At 67.6% G+C, this 24619-nt stretch carries 21 protein-coding genes; 13 read left to right on the top strand and 8 right to left on the bottom strand.

The window, feature by feature from the left end; genetic code table 11:
* Positions 1-198: 198 nt before the first annotated feature.
* Positions 199-1206 (top strand): Bug family tripartite tricarboxylate transporter substrate binding protein, encoded by a 1008-nt coding sequence (locus AC1Q7H_RS07750; protein ID WP_013951900.1) that lies wholly within the window; start codon positions 199-201, stop codon positions 1204-1206.
* A gap of 100 nt (positions 1207-1306) precedes the next feature.
* Here AC1Q7H_RS07750 and tcuB read toward each other — a convergent pair whose 3' ends face one another.
* The 3 genes from tcuB to AC1Q7H_RS07735 form a co-directional block, all read right to left on the bottom strand.
* Positions 1307-2506, bottom strand: a complete 1200-nt coding sequence (tcuB, locus tag AC1Q7H_RS07745) for a tricarballylate utilization 4Fe-4S protein TcuB (RefSeq protein ID WP_492381089.1) — start codon at positions 2504-2506, stop codon at positions 1307-1309.
* Positions 2493-3902 (bottom strand): FAD-dependent tricarballylate dehydrogenase TcuA, encoded by a 1410-nt coding sequence (gene tcuA, locus AC1Q7H_RS07740; RefSeq protein WP_211979557.1) that lies wholly within the window; start codon positions 3900-3902, stop codon positions 2493-2495. The genes tcuB and tcuA overlap by 14 nt, the downstream gene beginning before the upstream one ends.
* A gap of 111 nt (positions 3903-4013) precedes the next feature.
* Positions 4014-4940, bottom strand: coding sequence for a LysR family transcriptional regulator (locus AC1Q7H_RS07735; protein ID WP_013951903.1), 927 nt, complete (start codon positions 4938-4940; stop codon positions 4014-4016).
* A 199-nt stretch (positions 4941-5139) separates the two neighbouring features.
* On the opposite strand from AC1Q7H_RS07735, the gene AC1Q7H_RS07730 reads away from it, so the two are divergent.
* Complete coding sequence (locus AC1Q7H_RS07730; RefSeq protein WP_211979558.1) at positions 5140-6126, top strand: Bug family tripartite tricarboxylate transporter substrate binding protein; 987 nt, start codon at positions 5140-5142, stop codon at positions 6124-6126.
* Between the two features lie 152 nt (positions 6127-6278).
* On the top strand, positions 6279-7457 hold the full coding sequence (locus tag AC1Q7H_RS07725) for an FIST signal transduction protein (protein WP_041228516.1): 1179 nt from the start codon (positions 6279-6281) through the stop codon (positions 7455-7457).
* A gap of 1 nt (position 7458) precedes the next feature.
* Here AC1Q7H_RS07725 and AC1Q7H_RS07720 read toward each other — a convergent pair whose 3' ends face one another.
* Together AC1Q7H_RS07720 and AC1Q7H_RS07715 are read right to left on the bottom strand one after the other, a co-directional pair.
* Complete coding sequence (locus tag AC1Q7H_RS07720) at positions 7459-8505, bottom strand: phytoene/squalene synthase family protein (RefSeq protein ID WP_013951906.1); 1047 nt, start codon at positions 8503-8505, stop codon at positions 7459-7461.
* A 111-nt stretch (positions 8506-8616) separates the two neighbouring features.
* Positions 8617-9273, bottom strand: coding sequence for a dienelactone hydrolase family protein (locus AC1Q7H_RS07715; RefSeq protein WP_013951907.1), 657 nt, complete (start codon positions 9271-9273; stop codon positions 8617-8619).
* Positions 9274-9430: 157 nt separating this feature from the next.
* Here AC1Q7H_RS07715 and AC1Q7H_RS07710 point away from each other — a divergent pair, with 157 nt between their 5' ends.
* Positions 9431-9916 carry a SixA phosphatase family protein gene (locus tag AC1Q7H_RS07710; protein WP_013951908.1) on the top strand — a complete coding sequence of 162 codons (486 nt, stop codon included), beginning with the start codon at positions 9431-9433 and terminating at the stop codon, positions 9914-9916.
* Between the two features lie 125 nt (positions 9917-10041).
* Positions 10042-10968: a LysR family transcriptional regulator gene (locus AC1Q7H_RS07705; RefSeq protein ID WP_013951909.1), complete on the top strand. Its 927-nt coding sequence runs from the start codon at positions 10042-10044 to the stop codon at positions 10966-10968.
* 3 nt (positions 10969-10971) lie between these two features.
* On the opposite strand, the gene AC1Q7H_RS07700 is transcribed toward AC1Q7H_RS07705, so the two are convergent.
* Positions 10972-12555 carry an aldehyde dehydrogenase (NADP(+)) gene (locus tag AC1Q7H_RS07700; RefSeq protein WP_492377785.1) on the bottom strand — a complete coding sequence of 528 codons (1584 nt, stop codon included), beginning with the start codon at positions 12553-12555 and terminating at the stop codon, positions 10972-10974.
* A 20-nt stretch (positions 12556-12575) separates the two neighbouring features.
* Positions 12576-13508, bottom strand: coding sequence for a dihydrodipicolinate synthase family protein (locus tag AC1Q7H_RS07695; protein ID WP_492381088.1), 933 nt, complete (start codon positions 13506-13508; stop codon positions 12576-12578).
* A 112-nt stretch (positions 13509-13620) separates the two neighbouring features.
* Here AC1Q7H_RS07695 and AC1Q7H_RS07690 point away from each other — a divergent pair, with 112 nt between their 5' ends.
* The 6 genes from AC1Q7H_RS07690 to AC1Q7H_RS07665 all read left to right on the top strand — a co-directional run bounded on the left by AC1Q7H_RS07690 (position 13621) and on the right by AC1Q7H_RS07665 (position 20277).
* On the top strand, positions 13621-14577 hold the full coding sequence (locus tag AC1Q7H_RS07690) for a LysR substrate-binding domain-containing protein (protein WP_013951912.1): 957 nt from the start codon (positions 13621-13623) through the stop codon (positions 14575-14577).
* 109 nt (positions 14578-14686) lie between these two features.
* Complete coding sequence (locus AC1Q7H_RS07685) at positions 14687-15655, top strand: Bug family tripartite tricarboxylate transporter substrate binding protein (RefSeq protein WP_153954566.1); 969 nt, start codon at positions 14687-14689, stop codon at positions 15653-15655.
* A gap of 15 nt (positions 15656-15670) precedes the next feature.
* The gene (locus tag AC1Q7H_RS07680) at positions 15671-16687 is read left to right on the top strand and encodes a 4-hydroxythreonine-4-phosphate dehydrogenase PdxA (protein ID WP_211979559.1); all 1017 of its coding nucleotides are present in this window, start codon (positions 15671-15673) and stop codon (positions 16685-16687) included.
* Positions 16688-16777: 90 nt separating this feature from the next.
* Positions 16778-17953: an L-rhamnonate dehydratase gene (locus AC1Q7H_RS07675; protein ID WP_492377783.1), complete on the top strand. Its 1176-nt coding sequence runs from the start codon at positions 16778-16780 to the stop codon at positions 17951-17953.
* Between the two features lie 75 nt (positions 17954-18028).
* Positions 18029-19342, top strand: coding sequence for an MFS transporter (locus AC1Q7H_RS07670; protein ID WP_492377782.1), 1314 nt, complete (start codon positions 18029-18031; stop codon positions 19340-19342).
* A complete protein-coding gene (locus AC1Q7H_RS07665) occupies positions 19339-20277 on the top strand; it encodes an amidohydrolase family protein (RefSeq protein WP_492377781.1) in 939 nt (312 codons plus the stop codon). The genes AC1Q7H_RS07670 and AC1Q7H_RS07665 overlap by 4 nt, the downstream gene beginning before the upstream one ends.
* On the opposite strand, the gene AC1Q7H_RS07660 is transcribed toward AC1Q7H_RS07665, so the two are convergent.
* A complete protein-coding gene (locus AC1Q7H_RS07660) occupies positions 20268-21245 on the bottom strand; it encodes a LysR substrate-binding domain-containing protein (protein WP_492381087.1) in 978 nt (325 codons plus the stop codon). The two genes, AC1Q7H_RS07665 and AC1Q7H_RS07660, sit on opposite strands and share 10 nt — an antisense overlap.
* Before the next feature lie 211 nt (positions 21246-21456).
* Here AC1Q7H_RS07660 and AC1Q7H_RS07655 point away from each other — a divergent pair, with 211 nt between their 5' ends.
* A complete protein-coding gene (locus AC1Q7H_RS07655; protein ID WP_013951919.1) occupies positions 21457-23202 on the top strand; it encodes an IlvD/Edd family dehydratase in 1746 nt (581 codons plus the stop codon).
* 67 nt (positions 23203-23269) lie between these two features.
* Complete coding sequence (locus AC1Q7H_RS07650; RefSeq protein ID WP_492377780.1) at positions 23270-24613, top strand: MFS transporter; 1344 nt, start codon at positions 23270-23272, stop codon at positions 24611-24613.
* The last annotated feature ends 6 nt before the right edge of the window (positions 24614-24619 follow it).

The following is a 24619-nucleotide window of genomic DNA, read 5'->3' as shown; positions in this document are numbered from 1 at the left end:
CGCCTCGGCATCCAGCATTTAAGCATTCAACAAGAAGAGACGTTAACCAAGCGTCACGCATGGCGGCCCCTGGCCGGGCCGCCCACCGGATGCGCGCATGTGCGCGCCATCCGTTCGGGAACGGCAATCACGCCATTCAGCACAACCTCCCGCGGTACCCAATCACCGCCGGAACGATATAGCACCGGAGCATTACCGATGAGACAAGATTCCCAGACTTCCACCACGCGCCGCCGCCTGCTTGCCGCTGGCGTGGCGCTGGCCACCACCATCGCCGGCTTTGCCGGTGCGGCCCATGCGCAGGGCGGCTACCCGACCAAGCCGATCACCCTGATCGTGCCGTTCTCGGCCGGCGGCACCACCGACATCCTGGCCCGCATCGTCGGCCTGCAGCTGGGCAAGGCGCTCGGCCAGCCGGTGGTGATCGACAACCGTCCGGGCGCAGGCGGCAACATCGGCGCCTCGCTGGCGGCCAAGGCCCCGGGCGACGGCTACACGCTGTTCATGGGCACCATCGGCACGCACGCGATCAACCAGTCGCTGTACTCCAAGCTGCCGTACGACCCGGTCAAGGACTTCGCGCCGATCACGCGCGTGGCCATGGTGCCGAACCTGGTGGTGGTGAATCCCAAGGTGCCGGTCAACAACGTCAAAGAACTGATCACCTACGTCAAGGCCAACCCGGACAAGCTGTCGTACGGTTCGTCGGGCAGCGGCTCGTCGATGCACCTGTCGGGCGAGCTGTTTAACTCGATGACCGGCCTGCATATCCAGCACATCCCGTATAAGGGCAGCGCCCCGGCCGTGAACGACCTGCTGGGCAACCAGATCGGCCTGATGTTCGACAACATGCCGTCGTCCTACCCGCACGTGAAGGCCGGCAAGCTGCGCGCCATCGCCGTGACCTCGGCCAAGCGATCGCCGGCGCTGCCCAACGTGCCGACCGTGGCCGAATCGGGCGTGCCGGGCTATGAAGCCACCTCGTGGTTTGCGCTGTACGCCACCGGTGGCACGCCGCAGCCCATCGTCGACCGCCTGAACGCCGAAGTGGTGAAGATCCTGGCCATGCCGGAAGTGAAGAAGCAGATGGCCGACCAGGGCGCCGAACCCAACCCGGAAAAGCCGGCCCAGCTGGCCGCGTTCATGAAGTCGGAAACGGCCAAGTGGGCGAAGGTGGTGAAGGCTTCGGGCGCTACGGTGGATTGATTCACATCCTGGCTGCGCCAAAGAAAAGCCGGTTCCCTGTCGGGGACCGGCTTTTTGTTTATGCGTGGGCGGGGACGGCTTGTGCGGGCATGGCTGCCACTCAGTCGCTGCCAAGCTGCAGCTTGTTCTTCTGCCGCTTCTCGATCGCGGCCTTGAGCAGCGCCGCACTGCGATAGATGCCGTGTGCGAACTTGCCATACGGCAGCGTCGCAAACAACGCCATCACCACGCCAAGGTGGACCGCCAGCAGCAGCGGCATCGCCGCCGTGCCGCGCCCGGCCAGCAACCCCAGCCCGGTGGCGCTGGTCAGCAGCAGCAGCACGATAAAGCCGCGGTCCATCGGCCGCTGCCGGGCATCCCCATGCATCGGGTGCCGGCGCAGGTTCAGCCACATCAAGCCGGCCGGGCCCACCAGCAGGCCCACGCCGCCGGCGGTGCCCAGCAGCACTGGCAGGCTCATGACCGGATAGGGCGCATGCCAGCCCAGCAGATAGTGGTAGCCGGTCGCCACCACTGTCGATGCAAAGCACAGCATGAAGCCGTAGAACGTGAAATGGTGGAAGCGCCGCCGCGCCAGCGTGAAGCGGTCGCTGGCCTCGTTGCAGCCATCGCCGTGGCCGCCATCGAGGTAGGTGAGCGCCAGCACGTTCCGGGCCGCCTCTGCCACGGCGGGTGCCGATGCCGTACCGGCCGACACATCGCGCCAGAATCGGCGCACGCCCAGGCCAAGCGCAAGCACGGCAAAGGCGAACACCCCGCCGAACAGCGCCGCCAGCGTGTTGTGCGGGAATACCGCATAGAAGTTGCCGCGCGCATGCGTCTGCCACAGCTCGCCGCCCAGCGTGGCGGCCAGCACCAGGAACAACGCCAGCCCGAAGGCCAGCGCCACCGACACCGTGAGCCCGTTGCGCTGGTACAGCTTGCCCAGCGGCGCGGGCCATGCATACTCGCTATAGGTTTCCAGCCGCACCTTTGCCATCGCCTGCGGCACATTGACGCCGAAATCATGCGGCGGCGCGTACTGGCAGGCGTGGTAGCAGGCGCCGCAGTTGTGGCACAGGTTGGCCAGGTAGTTGACGTCGGCCTTGCCGAACTCCAGCCGGCGGGTCATGGCCGGGAACACCGCGCAGAAGCCTTCGCAGTAGCGGCAGGCATTGCAGATCTGCATCTGCCGGGCGACTTCGGCCTCATTGTCGGTTAACGGCAGCACGCGGATGATGCGGGGTTGCGGCGCGGACGTGGCAGCGTCCTGCCCGGCCAGTTGCGCGGCCTCGCGTGCCAGGGCCTCAAGCTTCTGCATGGACGGCTCCCGTGTTGATGCCCGCCGCCAATGCAGCCTGCGTGCCCGCGATGCGCCCGAAGGCCGTGCCGATCGACATGCCGACACCGGCGGTGTATCCCTTGCCGAGCACGTTGCCGGCCATCATTTCTCCTGCCACGAACAGATTCCCGCTTGGCTTGCCGCCAAAGTGCACCTGGGCGCAGTCGTTGACCTTGAGCCCCAGGTAAGTGAAGGTGATGCCCGGCCGCAGCGCGTAGCCGTAGAACGGCGTCTGGTCGAGCGGCCTGGCCCAATGCGTCTTGGCCGGTGCCAGGCCTTCGGTGTGGCAGTCGTCCAGCGCGGTATGGTCGAAGGTGCCGACGCGGCACGCCGCGTTGTAGTCCTGCACCGTGCGCACGAACTGCGCTTCCGGCAGCCCCAGCTTGCGTGCGAGTTCGGGCAGCGTGTCGGCCTTCTCGCCGGGAAACACCGGCGGCATGAAGCGGCCGATGGCCTGGCTGTCGATGATCGAATAGCCGATCTGCCCGGGCTGCTGCGCCACCAGCCGGCCCCAGATGGCGTAGCGCTTGGGCCAGAAGTCCTCGCCCTCGTCGTAGAAGCGCACGGCGTCGCAATTGACCACGATGCCCAGCGACACGCAATCGATGCGCGTGCAGATGCCGCCGTCGTACAGCGGCGCGCGCGCGTCGATGGCAACGCAGTGCGATTGCGACGGGTCGCCGATGGTATCGGCGCCGGCGTCGATCATGTGCCGCAGCAGCACGCCCTGGTTGAAGCGCGTGCCGCGGATCAGGAAGTTGTCGGCGGGCCATTCGCCACGTTCGTTCTGGCCCCAGGCTTCGCGCAGCCATTCGCGGTTGGATTCGAAGCCGCCCGCGGCCAGCACGCAGGTGCGCGCCGTGAAGCGCTGGCTGCCGCTGCGCGCGGCGACGAAGCGGTCGCCGTCCAGCTCGATTGTATCCACCGGGGTTTCATAGCGGACCTGCACGCCCATCGCTTCGGCGCTGCGGTAGTACGCGTTGACCAGCGCCTTGCCGCCACCCATGAAGAAGGCGTTGGTGCGCGCCACGTGCAGCGCACCCGACAGCGGCGGCTGGAAGCGCACGCCGTGCCTGCGCATCCAAGGCCGGCACGTCGATGACGCGCGGATCACCAGCCGCGCCAGGTGTTCGTCGGTGATGCCGCCGGTGACCTTGAGCAGGTCCTGCCAGTACTCTTCCTCGGGATAGGCATCGACCAGCACGTCTTGCGGCGCGTCGTGCATGCAGCGCAGGTTGCGCGTGTGCTGGGAGTTGCCGCCGCGCCAGGCGCGCGGCGCGGATTCGAGCAGCAGCACCGAGGCCCCGGCTTCGCGCGCCATCAGCGCTGCGCACAGGGCCGCGTTGCCGCCGCCAATTACCAATACGTCGACCATAGGGATTGTCTCCTTGCAGGTGCCATCTTGGCGGGCAAGGCGGGCGGGCGCCAGCAGGGGCGCGGCAAGGGGGCTTCAGTTTTCGTGAAGCCCGGCCAGGGCGACGCGGGCTCAGCGTGGGCGCAACGTGGCGCCGGGCCAGCGCCCCTCGCGCACCAGCGTGGTGGCGACGTCGGCCAGCACCACGCGCGCGGCCAGGCCCGCCGGCGACAGTTCATCGTCGGACAGGCTGACCAGCAGGTTGGGCCGCGTGGCGCCGTCGTCGGTGACCAGTATGCTGCGGTAGGGCGTGCCATGGCTGCGCGCCAGCGCCGCACCCGGCTGGATGGTGGCGCCCAGGCCACCGCGCACGGCATCCATCAGGATCGCCAGCCCGTCGATCTCCGCCACCACCTGGGGCTCGCGCTTCGCCTGGCGAAAGCAGGCGGCGACCAGCGCGCGCAGTCCATGCGAGCCGCTGGGCAGGATCAGCGGCAGCTTGCCCAGTGCCGCCACCGAGGTCTGCTCGCCGCGCGGCATGCCGGCCAGCCCCTCGGCGCCGATCACGAACAGGCGCTCATCAAGCAGCGGCAGCACGCTCCAGCGCTGTGCGGGCTCCTCGCTGAACAGCACCGCCAGGTCGATCTGGCGCGCGCTCAGCATCGTGCCGAGGTAGCCGGACAGGCTCTCCACCATGCGCAGCCGCACGTCGGGGTAGCGCTCGCGCATGGCCTGCATGAAGGGCAGCGCCAGCACCGCGGCGGTGCTGGGCGGCAGGCCCACGCTGACATGGCCCGACAGGCGCGCCTGCCGCGCGGCCAGCGCGGCATCGTCGATATGGCGCAGCGCTAGCTGGGCCTGGCGCCAGAAGGCCAGCCCGGCATCGGTGGCGACCACGCCGGTGGAGGTGCGCTGCAGCAGCCGCGTCGACAGCTCGCTCTCCAGCCGGCTGATCTGCTGGCTCAGCGCGGACGTGACCACGCCCAGCTCCAGCGCCGCCTTGCCCATGCTGCCATGCTCGATCACGCTGACGAAGTAGCGCAGTTGCCTCAGTTCCATGTCGCGTCCCCGTTGCCGCAATTTGCCCGCATGGTAGCGGAAAACCTGCCGCAGTTCACGAATCCTGAAGACCCCTTAACGCCCGCCCGATGGCGCGCTTGCCAGCGGCTGCGTAGAGTCGCACCGGTCAGAAACGGGCGGAAGCAACGCTACGCAGCCGCCATTCCATAACAACATGACTTCCCGCAAAGGAGACTGCATGACAACCGTTTCGCGCATGCGCCGCGCCGTGGTGGCCGGCCTCGCCGGTACCGCTGTGCTGGGCGCGCCCGCCGCGTTCGCCGCGGACAACTGGCCAACCAAGCCGATCACCCTGGTAGTGCCCTTCGCCAGCGGCGGCACCACTGACATCCTCGCCCGCACCATCGGCCAGAAGCTGGGCGAGGCGCTGCAGCAGCCGGTGGTGGTGGACAACCGCCCCGGCGCCGGCGGCACCCTCGGCGCGGCCAACGTGGTGCGCGCGCCGGCCGACGGCTACACCTTCCTGCTGGCCACCGTCGCCCACACCATGGCGCCGGCCATCCACAAAAGCCTGCCCTACGAGTTCACGCGCGACCTCGATCCGGTGGGCCTGGTGGCGCTGACGCCCAATGTTCTGGTGGTCAATCCTGCGATCCCGGTGAAGTCCGTGTCCGACCTGATCGCCTATATCAAGGCGCATCCCGGCAAGGTCAACTACGGCTCGGCCGGCATCGGCAGCACCGAGCACCTGTCCGGCGAGCTGTTTCGCGCGCTGACCGGCACCGACATTGCGCATGTGCCGTATAAGGGCGGCGCGCCGATGATGACCGACCTGATCGCAGGCCAGATCCAAATGGCGATCGAGACCAGCCCGTCGGCGTCGCAACACGTGCGCAGCGGCAAAGTGCGGGCGCTGGCGGTCACCACCGCGAAGCGTTCCGCCGCCTATCCCGGCGTGCCGACGCTGGCGGAAAGCGGCGTCAGGGGCTACGAAGTCACCACGTGGTTCGCGCTGATGGCGCCGCGCGGCACGCCCGCGGCGATCGAGCAGCGTGTCTCGGCGGAGCTGGGCAAGCTGCTGAAGGCGCCGGAGGTGCAGAAGCGGTTTGACGAGCAGGGCGTGACCGCCGGCGACATGACGCCAACGCAGCTTGCTGCCTTTATCCGCGCCGAGACCGACAAGTGGGCCAAGGTCGCGCGGGATTCGGGGGCGAAAGCGGAATAACGGCCTCGCTCACAGGAGCGGCGCTGGCGTTACAGAAGGAGATTGTGCAGGAGCGGCTGCGGCAGCCGACCGGCCGCCAGAACAGGGGCTGAACACCCCTTGCCGGCCAGGGTCCAATGGATGTCGCCAGCCTGAATACGGAGGAACCCACCATGCATGACCTTTCCTTCGTTCACGCTGACGCGGCCCACGTCGAGTGGCAGGTCGCGCTGGCAGACTGCCAGCGCCAGCTGGACACGCAGGATTTCCTGCGCCAGGCGAAGGCAGACAACGCGCCGCCGCTCACGCTCGGCTGGTGCTACCTGAGCGACTACTACGCGCTGGCCGCCGAGGCCATCCTTGCCGCGCTGCAGCAGAACTGGCCCGGCGTGTCCTGGGTCGGCACGGTCGGCCTGGGCGTATCCGCCAGCGGCAAGGAGTATTTCGACGAGCCGGCCATGGTGCTGATGGCGGCGCCTTTTCCGCGCGATGCCTTCCAGTTGTTTTCGGGGCGCCAGCCCTTGCCGTCGGCGTCTTCCGGCTTCGTTCCCCATACCGCGCTGGTGCATGCCGAGGGCAGTACGCCGGATGTGCAGGACCTGTTGCATGAGCTGAGCGCACGCACGGCCACCGGTTACCTGTTCGGCGGCTTGTCGTCGGCCCGCAACCGTACCTTGCATATTGCCGATGGCGTGTTTTCCGGTGGGTTGTCGGGCGTGCTGTTCGGCCCCGAAATCGAACTGGTCTCCCGCGTCACGCAGGGCTGCCAGCCGATCGGGCCGGTGCGCGCCGTGACGCGCAGCGATCACAACCTCCTGTTCGAGCTGGACGGCAAGCCGGCCCTGGATTGCATCCTGCATGACCTGGGCGTCGAGCGCGACGCCCAGGTGGAGACCATGGCGGAGGCGCTGTCCGGAACGCTGGCCGGCTTGAATTCAGCCGCCGACGATGCTCCGGTGCTGCCCGGCAGGTTCGGCTCGGACACGCTGGTGCGCCACCTGATCGGCCTGGACGTGCAGCATCGCATGCTGGCGCTGGCCGACATGGTCGAGCCCGGCATGCGGCTGGCTTTCTGCATGCGCAATGCCGACGCGGCGCGCGCGGACCTGGTGCGCGTCGCCACCGAGATTCGCACAGAGATCGAACGCGGCGGCAGCCGCGCACGTGGCGCGCTCTACATCAGTTGCTCAGGCCGGGGCGGGCCGCATTTCGGCGCGCCGCATGCCGAGTTGCAAACCGTACGCCGCGCGCTTGGCGACCTGCCGCTGGCTGGTTTCTTTGCCGGCGGCGAGATCGCAAGGGATCACCTCTATGGCTATACGGGGGTGCTGACGGTATTCACCGGCCATTGAATCAGCGAATGACAGCATCGATGTTGCGCATCTGGCGCGCAAACCAGATGCGCAACAGGCTGTTCGACGGCACCATCGGCAGCGAACACGCAATGATCCGATATACCTTGCTGCGCTGCAGCCGGGATGTCTTTGCCGGGTCCAGCCAGTCGTCGTTGCGCACCAGGAGCAGCAGGGTCTCCATGCCGATAAGGACGGGCCACAGGCAAGCCAGCCGCAGCCGGATAAAGTGCGGGGGAATGGCAAGCGTGTAGGCCATCGCCTCGTGAAAGTGGTCCAGCGTGTCGTGCACGAGTTCGAGCATCAAGGCCCGCGCGCGCAGCGAGGCGTCCGGGAGCAGGAGATCCTGCGGGCTCAAGCCATGCTGGTGCAGCATCGTCGCCGGAAGATAGCAGCGCCCGATGCGCAGGTCCTTGCCGCAGTCCCGCAGGACATTGGTCATCTGCAAGGCCTTCCCGAAGCGGACCCCGCGGCGCAGCATGGCGTCGGGCACGCGGATTGCGCCGGGCACATGGGCGGCAGTCATGCTGGTCCAGAATTCGCCGACGCATCCGGCGACCAGGTACGTGTAACGGTCAAGCGCTTCCGGTTCGCCAAGCGCGACGATGCGGCCGGCGTGTTCGTCGGGGAACGTTCGCAGGTCGAATTCCATGCCCTCGGTCAGGGTCGACACGATCTGCCGTACCGCTTGCTGGTCGTCCGGCTCCAGCTGCGCCAGCAGCGCCAGCGCGGGGCCCAGTGACTGGAGCAGGATGCGCTCATCCGACTGTTCCTGCCGGCCTGCCACCTCGGTTGCGATGCTGTCGGCCAGCGCTGAGTCTGCTGTGGCACCGTTGACCTGGTCGCGCAACGACAACAGCAGCGTCAGCCGCCGTTGTGGCGGGATCAGCGAGGTATCGGCAATCGTGTCGGCGGCGCGCGCCAGCAGATAGGCCAGGCCGACCGGATCGCGCATATGGACAGGCAGCACGCGCAGCGTCAGATAGAACGAACGCGAGACGCCTTTGAGCAGCGGACCGAGGAGGAACGCCCGGCTGGGGTCGCGCATGGCTGGTGTCCTGTTCCCTGAGAGGTTTGCGAAAGTGACATTGCCCGGGTGGCCGTCAGGCCGGGCCCGGGCATTGTACCTTCGGCGCCAGGGGCAGGTTGCAGGCCCTGGTCAGGGCGAGTCTTTGCCGAGATAACGCTCGAACCACTGCGCCGCCAGGCGAGCGACCGATTCCAGTGCGCCGGGCTCCTCGAACAAATGGGAAGCGCCGGGCACGATCACCAGCTTCTTGGTGCATGTCAGCTGGGCATAGGCCGACTCATTGCGTTCCAGCACGCTCAGATCCAGCCCGCCGATGATCAGCATGGTGGGCGCAAGCAGCTTGGCAAGGGCGTCGGGGCCCGCCAGGTCGACCCGGCCCCCGCGCGAAACGACGGCGTGTATTGGGATGGGCGACTGGCACGCGGCACGGATCGACGCGGCGCCACCAACGCTGGCGCCGAAGTAGCCGAACCGCTGTGGCACGGCTTGCTGCCGCGCCACCCAGCTGGTCGCCTGCGCCAGCCGTGTCGCCAGGAGCTCGACGTCGAAGCGGATGGCCTGCACCTGGTCTTCCTCGGGCAGGAGCAGGTCCATCAGCAGCGTTGCCATGCCGCAGCGATTGAGCTCCGCGGCCACATATCGATTGCGCGGGCTAAGCCGGGAACTGCCCGTGCCGTGCGCAAACAATACCAATGCGACTGCGCCAGGTGGCAACGTGAGTATGCCTTGCAGGTCCACGCCGCCGGCGGGGATCACAACCTCGATGGCTTCTGAATTGCTCCGCATGGCGCAGTCCTCCGACAGGTGGTGCGTTGACGTGCATCGCGTTGCAATCGCGCCCATCCAAGTCCACTATAGGGCGGGCGTGGCGGCGAGGCCAGTCGCCGTGTGCAGGTCTCCTGACGCGCGCAATCGACATCATTCCTTTGGATCAGGAGGAAACATGAAGACCCTGTTTCTCGTCCGGCATGCCAAGTCAAGTAAAGATGATCCCTCCTTGCCCGACCGTGAGCGCCCCCTGAATGACCGGGGCCGGCAAGACGCCCCGGAAATGGGCAAGCGCCTGGCCGAGCGCAAGCTGAAGCCCGACCTGCTCCTGTCGAGTCCGGCCCTGCGTGCGCTGACGACAGCGCAACTGATCGCCGACGAGCTCGGCTATGCACGCAAGGACATCGCGCTCGATGACCAGCTGTACGCCACCAGCGCGGAGGAGTTGCTGGCCGTCGTTCGTGCGCTCGACAAGAAGCTCGATTGCGTGATGCTGTTCGGTCACAACCCCGAGTTCACCGACTTCGCGCATCGCTTGTCGGACGAGATTACCGACATGCCGACCTGCGCCGTCGCCAGATTCAGCTTCGACACAAAGGCGTGGGAGGATGTCGGCGAAATCACCCCCTCGAAAGTCACGCTGGAATCGCCGAAGGAGTAATCCGATGCCGGCCGCCGTCGGCGTGACAGTGATATATCCGGCTTGACCATACGAGGCGAAGCGATAAGAATTTGTGATCGCAGGCGAAAGCCTGCCCTCACGCGTCTCTACGCTTCGTCCCACCCATGATCCCACCCGTCAGCACCCTCCACGGCCGCCTGAAAATGCAGCACCTGCGCCTGCTGCTGGCGGTGGAGGAGCGCGGTTCGCTGCGCCAGGCCGCCGAGGCGCTGACGCTGACGCAGCCCGCGGTCAGCAAGATGCTGCAGGACATGGAAGACCTGCTCGGCGTGCCGCTGTTCGAGCGCCATGCGCGCGGGCTGCGGGCCACGCGCTTCGGGCTGGCGGCCACGCGCTATGCCCGGCTGGTGTTTGCCGACATGGGCGGGCTGCGCGATGAACTGGTGGCGCTGGAGTCCGGCAAGATCGGGCGCGTGCGGGTCGGGGCGGTGATGGCGCCCACGCCGGGGCTGCTTGCCGATGTGATCCGGCGGCTCAATCGCGATCATCCGCGGCTGGAAGTGGCGGTGCACGTGGAGACCAGCGATGTGCTGATGCCGCAGCTTGAGCGCGACCAGCTCGATATCGTGCTGGGGCGCGTGCCGGATGGCTGGGACAGCAGCGGGCTGGAATTCGAGCAGCTGGGCGACGAGGGCCTGGCCATCGTGGTCGGGCCGCAGCACCCGCTGGCGCGGCGCCGCAAGCTGTCGTTCGAGGAACTGACGGGCTACCCGTGGATCATGCAGCCGCGCCCCAGCCCGATGCGCGCGCTGATCGACCGCTCGTTCGAGGATGCCGGCGTGCCGGCGCCGCCGTCGACCATCGAGACGGCGGCGGTGCTGATGACCACGTCATTGCTGGCGGACAGCGAACTGATTGCGGTGCTGCCGGAGTCGGTCGCCGCCTACTACGGCCGGCTTGGCGCGCTGGCGGTACTGCCGCTGCCCCTGCCGCGCAAGCTCGGGCCCTATGGCATCGTCACGCGGCGGGGCCGCCCGCCGACGGCATCGATGAGCCTGCTGATCGATGCGTTGCGGGCGTTGTCGAGGTGAGCCTCAGCCGGGCATGCCTTGCAGCTTGCCGTCGAGGCGCCACGCGTGGCGTTGCGGGCTGTCCGGGCGCAGCGATGCGGGCAGCAGGCCGGGCGGCATGTCCTGGTAGCTGACCGGGCGCAGGAAGCGCGCGATGGCCAGGCTGCCGACCGAGGTGCTGCGGCCGTCGGACGTAGCCGGCCAGGGTCCGCCATGCACCATCGCATGCCCGACCTCCACGCCCGTGCCGAAGCCATTGACCAGGATGCGTCCCGCCAGGCGCTCCAGCGCTGGCAGCAAGGTGCGGGCGGCGTCGTGGTCGGCATCGTCGATATGGAGGGCGGCGGTCAGCTGCCCCTCCAGGGCGTCGATGACGCGCCGCATCTCGGTGAGGTCGCGGCAGCGCACCACCAGCGAGGCGGCGCCGAAGACTTCGTGGCGCAGCGCTTCGTCGGCCAGGAAGGCACCGGCGTCGGTGGCGAACAGCGCGGCCTGTCCCTGCGCAGCCGATCCCGCCGCGCCACGCGCAACGGTCTGCACTTGCGCATGGCTGGCGAGCGTATCGACGCCGGCGCAATAGGCTCGATGGATGCCGGGCGTCAGCATGGTCGCAGCCGGCAGCACACCCAGCCGCGCAGCCGCGGCATGCAGGAAGCGATCCAGGTCATCCCCCGCAACCGCCAGCACCAGGCCAGGGTTGGTGCAGAACTGCCCCGCGCCCAGCGTCAGGGAATCAGCGAACGCCGTGCCGATGGCTTCGGCGCGATTGGCCAGTGCGTGCGGGAACAGCAACACCGGGTTGATGCTGCTCATCTCGGCAAACACGGGGATCGGCTCGGACCGTGCGGCCGCGATCGCCATCAGCGCCATGCCGCCGGCGCGTGAGCCGGTGAAGCCGACGGCCTTGATGCGCGGGTCGGCCACTAGCCCTTGCCCGACCTCCAGCCCGGCATCGAACAGCAGCGAGAAAGTGCCTTCGGGCAGGTCCATGTCGTCAACGGCCTTGCGGATGGCGCGGCCGACCAGCTCCGATGTGCCGGGGTGTGCCGGATGTGCCTTGACGACGACCGGGCAACCCGCGGCCAGGGCCGAGGCGGTATCGCCGCCGGCCACCGAGAACGCCAGCGGGAAGTTGCTGGCGCCAAATACCGCCACCGGCCCCAGCGGGATATGGCGCAGGCGCAGGTCGACGCGCGGCAGCGGCTTGCGTTCAGGTTGCGCGGGGTCGACGCGCAGTTCAAGGAAGTCGCCCTGGCGCAGCAGGCTTGCGAACATGCGCAACTGCCCCACGGTGCGGCCGCGCTCGCCTTCGATGCGGGCGCGCGGCAGGCCGGATTCGCTGGTGCAGCGTTCGATCAGGGCATCGCCCAGCGCCAGGATATTGGCGGCGATGGCCTCGAGGAAATCGGCGCGCCGCTCGGGCGCGGTCTCACGGTAGGCGTCGAATGCCTGCCACGCCAGTGCGCAGGCCCGGTCGAGCTGCGCAGCCGTGGCGCCGCCGAATGCCGGTTCGAGGGTGGCACCGGTGGCCGCGTCGATGGCGCGGATGGTGCCGTTGCCGCCGCGTTCCGCGCGGCGGCCGATCAGGAGTTCGCCTGAGAGAGTCATGCCTTGTCCTTTCAATGAGATCAGCGGGCCCAGCGCAGCACCAGCGGATCGAGCCGGCGTGCAATCTTCAGCAGCCCTTCGCGGGTGGCCGGGTGCATCGGCTGCAGCGGATGGCGCACCGCGTCCGATGCGATCACGCCGCCTGCCTGCATCAGCACCTTGCTGGTGGCCAGCCAGCCTTGCCGGTTCTCGTAGTTGATCAGCGGCAGCCACTGCTGGTAGCGCTGCGCGGCCAGTTCGGCGTCGCCGGCCTGCCAGGCATCGAGGATCTGGCGGATGCCGTCGGGGAAACCCGCGCCGGTCATGGCGCCGGTGGCGCCCGCTTCCAGGTCGGCCATCAGCGTGATGGCCTCTTCGCCGTCCCAGGGGCCGACGATGGCGTCGCCACCCAGTTCGATCAGCTCGCGCAGCTTGGCCGCGGCCTGCGGCGCTTCGATCTTGAAGTACGACACATTGCCGATCTCGCGCGCCATGCGCGCCAGGAACGGCGCGCTCAGGATGGTGCCGCTGACCGGCGCGTCCTGGATCATGATGGGAATGTCGATGGCATCCGAGACCGTGGCGAAGAACTCGTAAATGCTGCGCTCAGGCACGCGGATGGTGGCGCCGTGGTAGGGCGGCATCACCATCACCATGGCAGCGCCCGCGTCCTGCGCCGCGCGGCTGCGCTCGGCGCACAGGCGCGAGCTGAAATGCGTGGTGGTGACGATCACCGGCACGCGGCCGTCCACGTGTTCCAGCACGGTCTTCATCAGCACGTTGCGCTCGTCGTCGCTCAGCACGAACTGCTCGGAGAAGTTAGCCAGGATGCAGATGCCGTGCGAACCCGCATCGATCATGAAGTCGATGCAGCGGCGCTGGCCGTCGAGGTCGAGGCCGCCTTGGGCGTCGAAGATGGTGGGCGCTACCGGGAATACGCCGCGGTAGACGTTGGGGGATGGGGTGCGGGTCATGGTCTCCTCCGGCTGCTTATGAATTGGATCGGGCCAATATACGAGCCGACCCGCGGGCTGTATATTGAAACCTTTCCATCTGGTGATCGCTTTTGCGACTCACAGACCCTTCATGAAATCCACCCTCGACACCCTGACCGGCCGGTTGCGCATGAAACAGCTGCAACTGCTGATCGCGCTGGACGAGCATTCCTCCCTGCACCAGGCTGCCGCGGCGATGGCGATGACCCAGTCGGCGGCCAGCAAGTCGCTGCAGGAACTGGAAAGCATGCTGGAAGCGCCGCTGTTCGAGCGCTCCAAGCGCGGCATGCGTCCCAATGCCTTTGGCCATTGCGTGATTCGGCACGCACGCCAGCTGGTGGCCGACCTGGGCGCCATGTGCGAGGAGGTGGCGGGCATCCGCGCGGGCAGCGGCGGGCGCGTGGCCATCGGCGTGATCATGGGCGCGGTGCCGGAGGTGCTGGTGCCGGCGCTGGCGCAGTTGCGCGAGGCGCAGCCGGAGCTGGCGCTGGAGATCATCGAGGACACCAGCCTGCGCCTGCTGGGGCTGCTCGACGACGGCCACCTCGACCTGGTGATCGGCCGCTCGCTGGTCAGTGATGAGCCGGCCCGCTACCACTACCACCCGCTTGGCGACGAGCAGGTAGCGGTCGTGGCGGGCCATGCGCATCCGGCGCCGCGCGCGCGGGCGATGGGGTTTGCCGACCTCGCGGGTTATCGCTGGATCACCTATGCCGGCCATATGCCGATGCATGCGCTGCTGCAGCGCGAGCTGGACCTGGCCGGCATGAGCTTCCCCGCCAATGCGATCTCGACCTCGTCGGCGTTGGTCACCGTTGCCATGCTGCAGGGCGACCCCGGGCTGGTGTCGCTGCTGCCGACCGGCGTGGCTGCGATGTTCGAGCGCCAGAAGATGCTGCGCATCCTGCCCGTGCGGCTGCAGTCGCGGCAGCAGACTTTTGGCATCGTGACGCGGCGCGGCGGCACCTTGTCCGCGTCGGCGCGGCAGCTCGTCGCGATCCTGAAGGCATTGCCGCGCACCGCGCAGCAGGCGGCTGCCGAGGTATAACGCCAGGTGATCGCCAGTTCAAAAAACATCAGTAGTGGTGAATCACTGATGCTCCTATAGTCTGCTCATCCGTGCCGCAGAGCCGGACAGCAAAACGACGGAGACAGCAATGAAGACATGGATCGCCGGCGCACTCGCCGGCCTGGTCACGGTGGCGGCAGTAACGGGCAATGCCTGGGCGCAGGACACACGGCCGGTGCGGCTGATGGTGGGCGCCGCGCCCGGCGGCGGCACCGACGTGATGGCGCGCATCGTCTCCGACAAGCTCGCCGCGCAGCTGAAGCAGCCCGTCGTGGTGGACAACCGCCCCGGCGCGTCCAACACCATTGCCGCGGATTTGACCGCCAAGGCGGCGCCGGACGGCAACACGCTGCTGATGGGCGTGGTGACTTCGCAAGCGATTGCCCCGCACCTGCTCAAGCTGCAGTTCGATCCGCTCAAGGACCTGGCGCCGGTGGCGCTGGTGTCGTCGGTGCCCAATGTGCTGGTGGTCAACAACCAGGTGCAGGCGCGCGACGTCAAGGCGCTGGTGGCGCAGATCCAGGCCAATCCGGACAAGTTCCGCTACAGCTCGTCCGGGGTCGGCAGCACCCAGCACCTGGCCGGCGCGTCCTTCGCGCGGCAGATCAAGGGCAAGCTGCTGCACGTGCCATACAAGAGCAGCAGCAGCGCGCTGGTGGACCTGATGGGCGGGCAGGTGGACATGAGCTTCGAGACCATGCCGTCGGTCATCAGCCATATCAAGGCCGGCAAGCTGCGCGCGCTGGCGGTCACCGCGGACCAGCGCTCGGCGCTGCTGCCCAACGTGCCCACGCTGGCTGAAGCTGGCGTGCCCGGCATCCAGATGAGTGCGTGGTACGGTGTCTATGCGCCGGCCGGCACGCCGCCCGCGACGCTGCAGAAGCTGAGCAGCGCGCTGGCCACGGTGATCAAGGACCCTGACACCGTGCGCCGGCTGGCCGATGTGGGTGCGGTGCCCGGCGCGCTGACCGCGGCGCAGTTCGATGCCTTCTCGCGTGCCGAGTATGTGCGCTATGGCAAGCTGATCGCTGAACTGGGCGTCAAGCTCGACCAATAACTACCCGGAAGTCCAATGAATTCCCGTCCAAGAATCGCCATGGTGCTGGGCGACCCCGCCGGCATCGGCCCCGAATTGATCGCCAGGCTGCTGGCCGACCCCGCGACCGCCGCGCAGGCCGAGATCCTGCTGATTGCCGACCGCGACGAATGGCGCCACGGCATGAGGATCGCAGGCGTCGAGCTGGCGCTGGCCGAGACCGATGCGCCCGCCTTTGCCGATGATGGCAAGCCGCGCCTGTACCACTGGCAGCTGCCGGAGCGCCCGGCATTTGCGCGCGGCGAAGCCAGTGCCGAGGGCGGGCGCTACAGCCTGGGCACGCTGGCGCTGGCACTGCAGCTGGCGCAAGCGGGCCAGGCCGACGCGATCCTGTTCGGGCCGCTCAACAAGAGCTCGCTGCACGCCGCCGGCATGGCGCATAGCGATGAGCTGCACTGGTTTGCCGAGCAGCTTGGCTACCACGGCAACTTCTGCGAGTTCAATGTTCTGGACGGGCTGTGGACCTCGCGCGTGACCTCGCACGTGGCGCTCAAGGACGTGCCGGCGATGATCACGCAGGAACGCGTGGGCGGCGCCATCGACCTGATCGACCACGCCCTGCGCCGCGCCGGCATGGCGCGCCCGCGTATCGCGGTGTGCGGCCTGAACCCGCACAATGGCGACAACGGCGCTTTCGGCCGCGAAGAGATCGACGTGATCGCCCCGGCGGTGGCCGCGGCGCGTGAGCGCGGCGTGGCGGCCGACGGTCCGTTCCCGGCCGACACCATCTTCCTGAAGGTGCAGGGCGGGCCGTCGCAGCGGCAGTTCGATGCCATCGTCACCATGTACCACGACCAGGGCCAGATCGGCATCAAGCTGATGGGCTTCTCGCGCGGCGTGACGGTGCAGGGCGGGCTGCCGGTGCCGATCACCACGCCCGCGCACGGCACCGCGTTCGACATCACGCAGCAGGGCCGCGCCGATCCGGGCGCCACGCTGCAGGCATTCCAGATCGCCTGCCGCATGGGTGCGCAGCGGCGCGCCGCGCCCTAGCCACCACCTTCACCACACCAAATCCAGCAAGACCGCCCCCGGTGCGGCCGGGGAGCGTTCGCGCCAACACATCGCCATCAGGAGCTGAACATGAAGATCACCAACGTCCGCGCCCGCGTCTTTGAATGGAAGGGCAAGACCGTGCCGCCGCAGGCGCATTTCTGCACCAACGCCACCGACATCCTCTTTGAGCGAGGCGACGCCATGGGCTCGTTCCGCTTCCATGGCTGGCTGGTGGTGGAAGTGGAAACCGATACCGGCCTGGTCGGCATCGGCAACTGCGCGCTGGCGCCGCGCGTGGCCAAGGAGATCGTCGACCAGTACCTCGCACCGGTGGTGATCGGCCAGGACCCGTTCGACAACGAATACCTGTGGCAGAAGATGTACCGCCGCACCCATGCGTGGGGCCGCAAGGGCATCGGTATGGCGGCAATCTCCGCAGTCGATATCGCGCTGTGGGACCTGATGGGCAAGGCGGTCGGCAAGCCCGTATTCAAGCTGCTGGGCGGGCGCACCAAGGAGAAGATCTGGTGCTACGCCTCCAAGCTCTACAACAACGACGACCGCGACGCGTTTCTGGCCGAAGCGCAGGGCTACCTCGACCAGGGCTTCACCGCGATGAAGATGCGCTTCGGCTACGGCCCCAAGGACGGCCCCGCCGGCATGCAGAAGAACATCGAGCAGGTGCGCCTGCTGCGCGAGCTGGTCGGCGACGGCGTCGACATCATGCTGGAGTGCTACATGGGCTGGACCCTGGAGTACGCGCGCCGCATGCTGCCGCGCCTGGCCGAGTTCAACCCGCGCTGGCTGGAAGAGCCGGTGATCGCCGACGATATCGAAGGCTATGCCGAGCTGAAGAAGGTGAGCCCGTTCCCGATCTCCGGCGGTGAACATGAATTCACCTCTTACGGCTTCAAGGACCTGCTGGAGCGCCGCGCGGTGGACGTGATCCAGTACGACACCAACCGCGTCGGCGGCATCACTGCGGCGCAGAAGATCAACGCCATGGCCGAGGCCTGGTCGGTGCCGGTGATCCCGCACGCCGGGCAGATGCATAACTACCACCTGACCATGGCCTCGACCGCTTCGCCGATGTCGGAGTACTTCCCGGTGCACGACGTGGAGGTGGGCAATGAGTTGTTCTACTACATCTTCAAGGGCGATCCGGCGCCGGACAACGGCTACCTGCAGCTCGACGACAACCTGCCGGGGCTGGGCCTGGAGCTGAATGAGGAATACTTCAGCCAGTTCAACATCATCGGCTAAACGCACCAGCCTACGCGGCAGCGCGGAAGATACCGCGCGCCGCTTGTCCCACCGACACCGAGGACAGGAGACACCATGACGACATCCGTCACTCCCGAGGCCGCGGCCTCGCCGCCAGCGGCCATTGCAAGCGCCGAGGCACCGAGCCGGGTGCGCTGGCGCATCTTTGCCGTGGTGTTCGTGCTGGTGGTGATGAACCTGCTCGATCGCATTTCGCTGTCGATCGCCATGCCGACCATCGGCAAGGAGTTCGGCCTGTCGCCGACGATGCAGGGGCTGGTGCTGAGTAGCTTCTTCTGGTCGTATGCGCTGCTGCAGGTGCCGGGCGGCTGGCTGATCGACCGCTTCGGGCCGCGCAAGGTCATCACCGGTTCCACCGCGCTGTGGGGCGCGTTCCAGGCGCTGGCGGCGTTTGCCACCGGCGGCATCTCGCTGATGGCGACTCGCATGGCACTGGGTGCGGCGGAGGCGCCGCTGTTCCCGGCCGGCGCCAAACTCAATGCGCTGTGGCTGTCCGCGGGCGAACGCAGCCGTGGTGCGGTGCTGGTCGACGCGGGAAGTCCGCTCGGTGCGGCCATCGGCGGCATCGTGATTTCCTACCTGATCGTCGCGTTCGGTTCGTGGCGGACTGCGTTCTTTATCGCGGGCGCGGTGACCGTGGTGATGAGCTGGGTGTCGTGGCGCTACCTGCGTGACCAACCTTCACAGCATCCGGGCGTCAATGATGGCGAGCTTGCGCATATCCGCGCCACCGCGGGCAATGCGGCCGCTGCGGCGCAAGACAGGCGCATCGCGCCACGCTCATGGTGCGGCCTTACCATCGGCCGCGCCTGCTGGGCGATGGTGTTCTTCGGCCTGCTGACGTGGGGCCCTAACTACCTGGCGCATGCGCGCGGCTTCGACCTGAAGCAGATCGGCATGGCCATGTTCTTCATCTTCTTGTCCGGTGCGGTGGGGTCGCTCGCCAGCGGCTTCGGCGCCGACGCGCTGATGCGCCGGCTGCCGCGCGCACTGGTGCTCAAGGGCATGCTGACCGTCTCAGGGTTGGTGATCTGCGCGGTGTTCCTGCTGTTGCCGCGCATCGACGATCCGGTCGAGGCCGTGGTGCTGCTGTGCCTGGCCGCGTTCATCACCATGTGGGGCAGCCTGTACTGGAGCCTGCCGGCAATCCTGGCGCCCGCCCACCGCGTCGGCATCGTCGGTGCCACCATGAACTTAGCTGGGAGCCTCGGCGGCATCGTGGTGCCGATTCTGGTCGGGCTGATCCTGCAGCATCTGGGCAGCTACCAGACCGTGCTGCACTTCTTTGCGGGCTGCGCGGTGGTGTTCGTTGCCTGCACGCTGCTGATCGATCTTGGCAGCGGCAAACTAAACAAGGAGCCGCGGTGAACGCATCCACGCGCTACGACGGCCCCATCGTCGACGCCCACCACCATTTCTGGGATCCGGTCACGAACTATCATCCGTGGCTGTCCGACCCCGGCCTGATCCCGTTCCGCTACGGCGATTACAGCGCGCTGAAGCGCCGCTACTACCCGGCGGACTACTTTGCCGATGCGGGCGGGCATGACGTGCGCAAGACCGTCTACGTCGAAACGGAATGGGATCCATGCGATCCGATCGGTGAGACCGCGTTCATCTCGCGCGTGGCCGCCGAACACGGCACGCCGCATGCGGTGGTGGCGCAGGCGTGGTTGCATCACGATGACGCGGCCGACGTGCTGTCGCGGCAGGCGGAATTTCCGCTGGTTCGCAGCGTGCGGCACAAGCCGGGCGGCGCCCCCGATGCGCTGTCGGCAGCGCGCATGCCAAGCCTTATGGAAGACGAGCGCTGGCGCCGCGGCTTTGCCGAACTCGGGCGCCATGGGCTGCATTTCGACCTGCAGGTGCCGTGGTGGCATGCGCAGGAAGCGGTGCGGCTGGCGCGAGATTTCCCGGCGACGACGATCATCCTCAACCACGCGGGCCTGCCTGCGGATCGCAGCCCTGCAGCGCTTGCTGCATGGGAAGACGCGATGGCGATGCTGGCGGAATGCCCGAACGTCGTCATCAAGGTTTCGGGGCTGGGACAGGCCGGCCAGCCGTGGACGGCGGCGGCCAACGCGCGGATCGTGCTGGCCTGCATCCGACTGTTCTCACCCGCGCGCGTGATGTTCGCCAGCAATTTCCCGGTCGACGGCCTGTGCGCCAGCTTCGACCAGATCTTCAGCGGCTTCAAGGTGATCACCGCCGGTTTTACGCCGGCCGAGCAGCGCGCGATGTTCCACGACAACGCCTGCCGAATCTACAGCCTCGCAGCCGATACTGCAGTGCCTCAGGGCTGAGCGCCGTAGATTTGCTGCCCGCTCTCGCGCAGCGCGTCGGCCACCAGCAGCGCGCCCGGCGACATCAGCCGGTCGGTCGGCGTGATCAGGCCGAAATCGTCCATATGGCAGGGCATCTCCATCGGCAGGATCTCCACCATGCCGAACGCGGCGTAATACTGCGCCACATCGGCGGTCAGCACCGCGATCATGTCCGATTGCGTCACCATGCGCGTCAGGAACAGCAGCGCGGCGGTTTCCACCACGTTGACCGGCGGCGCCAGGCTGGCGCGCTGGAACATCAGCTCGAAGCGGTGGCGCAGCACCGTGCCCGCCGGCGGGATCAGCCACGCGGCCTCGGTGGTGTCGGCCAGCAACAGGCCCTGCGCCGACAGCATCGGGTGGCCCGGTCTGACCACCGCGCACACCGGCTCTTCCGACAGCGGTTCATAGCGCAGCCGCCCCTTGTCGTGCTCCGGAAAGAGCCGCGCCACTACCATGTGCAGCTTTTCCTGCCCCAGGCGGTCGAGCAGCACGTTGCTGTTGTCGATCTCCACCGACACGCGCAGGCCCGGGTAGCGCGCCTTGATCTGCGCGATCGCCGGCGGCAGCAGCCGCACGCCTGGCGACGTGATGGCGCCGATCGCCACATGGCCGAGCCGCCCCGCCTTCAATGCCAGCACCTCTTCACGCGCCTGGTTCAGGCTGCCGATCACCGCGCGCGCATGCCGGATCATCGCCCGTCCGTAGTCGGTCGGCGCCATGCCGCGCGGCAGGCGCTCGAACAGTAGCACCGACAACATCTCTTCCAGTTCCCGCAGTAGTTTCGACGCGGCCGGCTGCGTCATTGCCAGCCGCTCGGCGGCACGATGGATGCTGCCTTCGTCGGCGACCGCCAGCAGCAGCAACAATTGCCGGCTCTTGAGGCGGGTGTGGCTTTGCCAGAGCGGCGCGGCGTCGGGGGCAGGGGAATTGGCGGGGGCTTGCATAAGGACTAGGGTTAATACCAATGCCGGAATTGATATGGCAATGGCTGAACTCTTCATTAGTAGCATATCGGCAAGCTGCATACACTCCGTCCGACAAAAGAAAAACGACCGGAGACAGCGTGGCGCCGCGCCGCCATGACGCAACGCCGCTGGATCCGTCGTCCCTGCCATTCCGGCCGCCAGCCATGGCGGCCATCGCATCAGGAACAACATGTCGGATTCCAAGGACAAGCAACGCAAGCCGCTGCGCTCGACGGCGTGGTTCGGCAGCGCGGACAAGAACGGATTCATGTACCGCAGCTGGATGAAGAACCAGGGCATCCCCGACCACGCCTTCGACGGGCGCCCCGTGATCGGCATCTGCAATACGTGGTCGGAGCTGACCCCTTGCAACGCGCACTTCCGCAAGCTGGCCGAGCACGTCAAGCGCGGCGTGTATGAAGCCGGCGGCTTTCCGATCGAATTTCCGGTTTTCTCCAATGGCGAGTCCAACCTGCGCCCGACTGCGATGCTGACGCGCAACCTGGCCGCGATGGATGTCGAGGAAGCCATCCGCGGCAACCCCATCGATGCGGTGGTGCTGCTGACCGGCTGCGACAAGACCACGCCCGCGCTGCTGATGGGCGCGGCCAGTTGCGATGTGCCGGCCATCGTCGTCACCGGCGGGCCGATGCTCAACGGCAAGCTCGACGGCAAGGACATCGGCTCGGGCACCGCGGTGTGGCAGCTGCATGAATCGCTCAAGGCGGGCGAGATCAACCTGCACCAGTTCCTGTCGGCAGAGGCCGGCATGTCGCGCTCAGCCGGCACCTGCAACACCATGGGCACGGCTTCGACCATGGCCTGCATGGCCGAGGCGCTGGGGACTTCGCTGCCGCACAATGCCGCGATTCCGGCGGTGGACTCGCGCCGCTACGTGCTGGCCCACATGTCCGGCATCCGCATCGTCGAGATGGCGCGCGAGGACCTGACGCTCTCCAGGATCCTGACGCGCCAGGCCTTCGAGAACGCGATCCGCGTCAATGCCGCGATCGGCGGCTCCACCAACGCTGTGATCCACCTGAAGGCCATCGCGGGCCGCATCGGTGTGCCGCTGGAGCTGGAAGACTGGAGCAAGGTGGGGCGCGACACGCCGACCATCGTCGACCTGATGCCGTCGGGCCGCTTCCTGATGGAAGAGTTCTATTACGCGGGCGGCCTGCCGGCGGTGCTGCGCCGCATGGGCGAGGCCGGCCTGCTGCCGCACCCCGGGGCGCTGACCGTGAACGGCAAGGCGATCTGGGACAACGTCAGGGACGCGCCCATCACCAACGACGAAGTCATCCGCCCGCTCGACCAGCCGCTGATCCGCGACGGCAGCATCCGCATCCTGCGCGGCAACCTGTCGCCGCGCGGCGCCGTGCTCAAGCCGTCGGCGGCAACGCCGAGGCTGCTGCGCCATCGCGGCCGCGCGGTGGTGTTCGAGAACCTGGAACACTACAAGGAACGCATCGTCGATGAAGCGCTCGACGTCGACGAGAATTCGGTGCTGGTGCTCAAGCGCTGCGGACCGCGCGGCTACCCTGGCATGGCCGAGGTGGGCAACATGGGCCTGCCGCCCAAGCTGCTGCGCCAGGGCGTCAAGGATATGGTGCGCATCTCCGATGCGCGCATGAGCGGCACCGCCTACGGCACCGTGGTGCTGCACGTGGCGCCCGAGGCCGCCGCCGGCGGCCCGCTGGCCATCGTGCGCGACGGCGACTGGATCGAACTCGACTGCGAGGCCGGGCGCCTGCACCTGGATATCGACGAGGCCGAGTTCGCGCGCCGCATGGCCGACGTGCAGCCGCTGGAAGCCCCGGCCGACGGCGGCTATCGCAAGCTCTATGTCAACCACGTACTGCAGGCGGACGAGGGCTGCGACCTCGACTTCCTGGTGGGCTGCCGCGGCCGCGAGGTGCCGCGCCACTCGCACTGAACCACGGCGCCGGCTGCCGCCGCGCAGCCGGCGCGATCCTGCCTGCCACAATAAGAGGAGACTTGCCATGCATGGCACCCAGACCGCGCCGATGGAGCGCGCCGCCCCGACACAGGGTGAAGATTCACAAGCGATAGAGGAAAGCCGCATCATCGGCATGCTGGTGCGGCGGCTGATTCCGTTCCTTGCGCTGATCTACGTGGTCGCGTATATCGACCGTTCGGTGGTGGGTTTCGCCAAGCTGCACATGAACGCGGCCATCGGCATCAGCGATGCGGCCTACGGCCTGGGCGCGGGCCTGTTCTTCATCGGCTACTTCCTGTGCGAAGTGCCGAGCAATCTGGCGCTGGAGCGCTTTGGCGCGCGCCGCTGGTTCGCGCGCATCCTGCTCACGTGGGGCGTCATTACCATGGCGATGGCGCTGACCAGCGGCCCCTACAGCTTCTATGCGCTGCGCTTCCTGCTGGGTGCGGCCGAAGCGGGCCTCTACCCGGGCATCCTTTACTTCCTCACCAAGTGGTTCCCGATGCGGCACCGCGCGCGCATCATCGGTCTGCTCGTGCTGGCGCAGCCGATCGCACTGATCATCACGGGTCCGCTGGCAGGGCTGGTGCTGTCCACGCATGGGCTGTTCGGCATGAACAACTGGCAGACGCTGTTCGTGCTGAGCGGCCTGCCCGCGGTACTGCTGTGCCTGCCGACGCTGAAGCTGCTGCCGGAGTCGCCGGCCAGCGCCGCGTGGCTGGCGCCGGGCGACCGCGCCTGGATCGAGCGTGAGCTGGCTGCCGACCAGGCCGCCTATGCGCTGAAATCCCACGGCAATCCGCTGCAGGCGCTCAAGGACAAGCGCGTGCTGCTGCTGTCGCTGCTGTTCCTGCCATTCCCGCTGAGCATCTACGGACTGTCGCTGTGGCTGCCGACCATCATCAAGCAGTTCGGCGTCACCGATGTGATGACCGGGATGCTGTCGGCCGTGCCCTACCTGTTCGCCGTGGTCGGGCTTTACCTGGTGCCGCGCCATTCGGATCGCAAGCGCGAGCGCTACGGCCATATTGTGGTGGTGTCCGGCATGGCCGCGGTAACCATGGCGCTGAGCGCATGGGTGCAGTCGCCGGTGCTGCAGTTCCTGTTTATCTGCCTGACGGCGTTCTCGATCTATTCGATCCAGGCGGTGGTGTGGGCGCTGCCGGGCGAGTTCCTGACCGGCGCCAGCGCCGCGGTGGGCATCGCTACGATCAATTCGCTGGCCAATCTCGGTGGCTACTTCGGGCCGTATGGCATCGGCGTGATCAAGGACGCCACCGGCAGTCTCGCTGCCGGCCTGTACTTCCTGGCGGTGATGCTGCTGTTTGCGGTGCTGATGGCCTTCGTGGTGCGCGCCGCGCTGCGGCCTGCGGCCGCGCGGGCCTGAGGGGGC

The organism is Cupriavidus sp. GW823-FHT06D04 (genome assembly GCF_058795055.1).
This window is presented reverse-complemented; position numbering and strand designations above follow the sequence as displayed.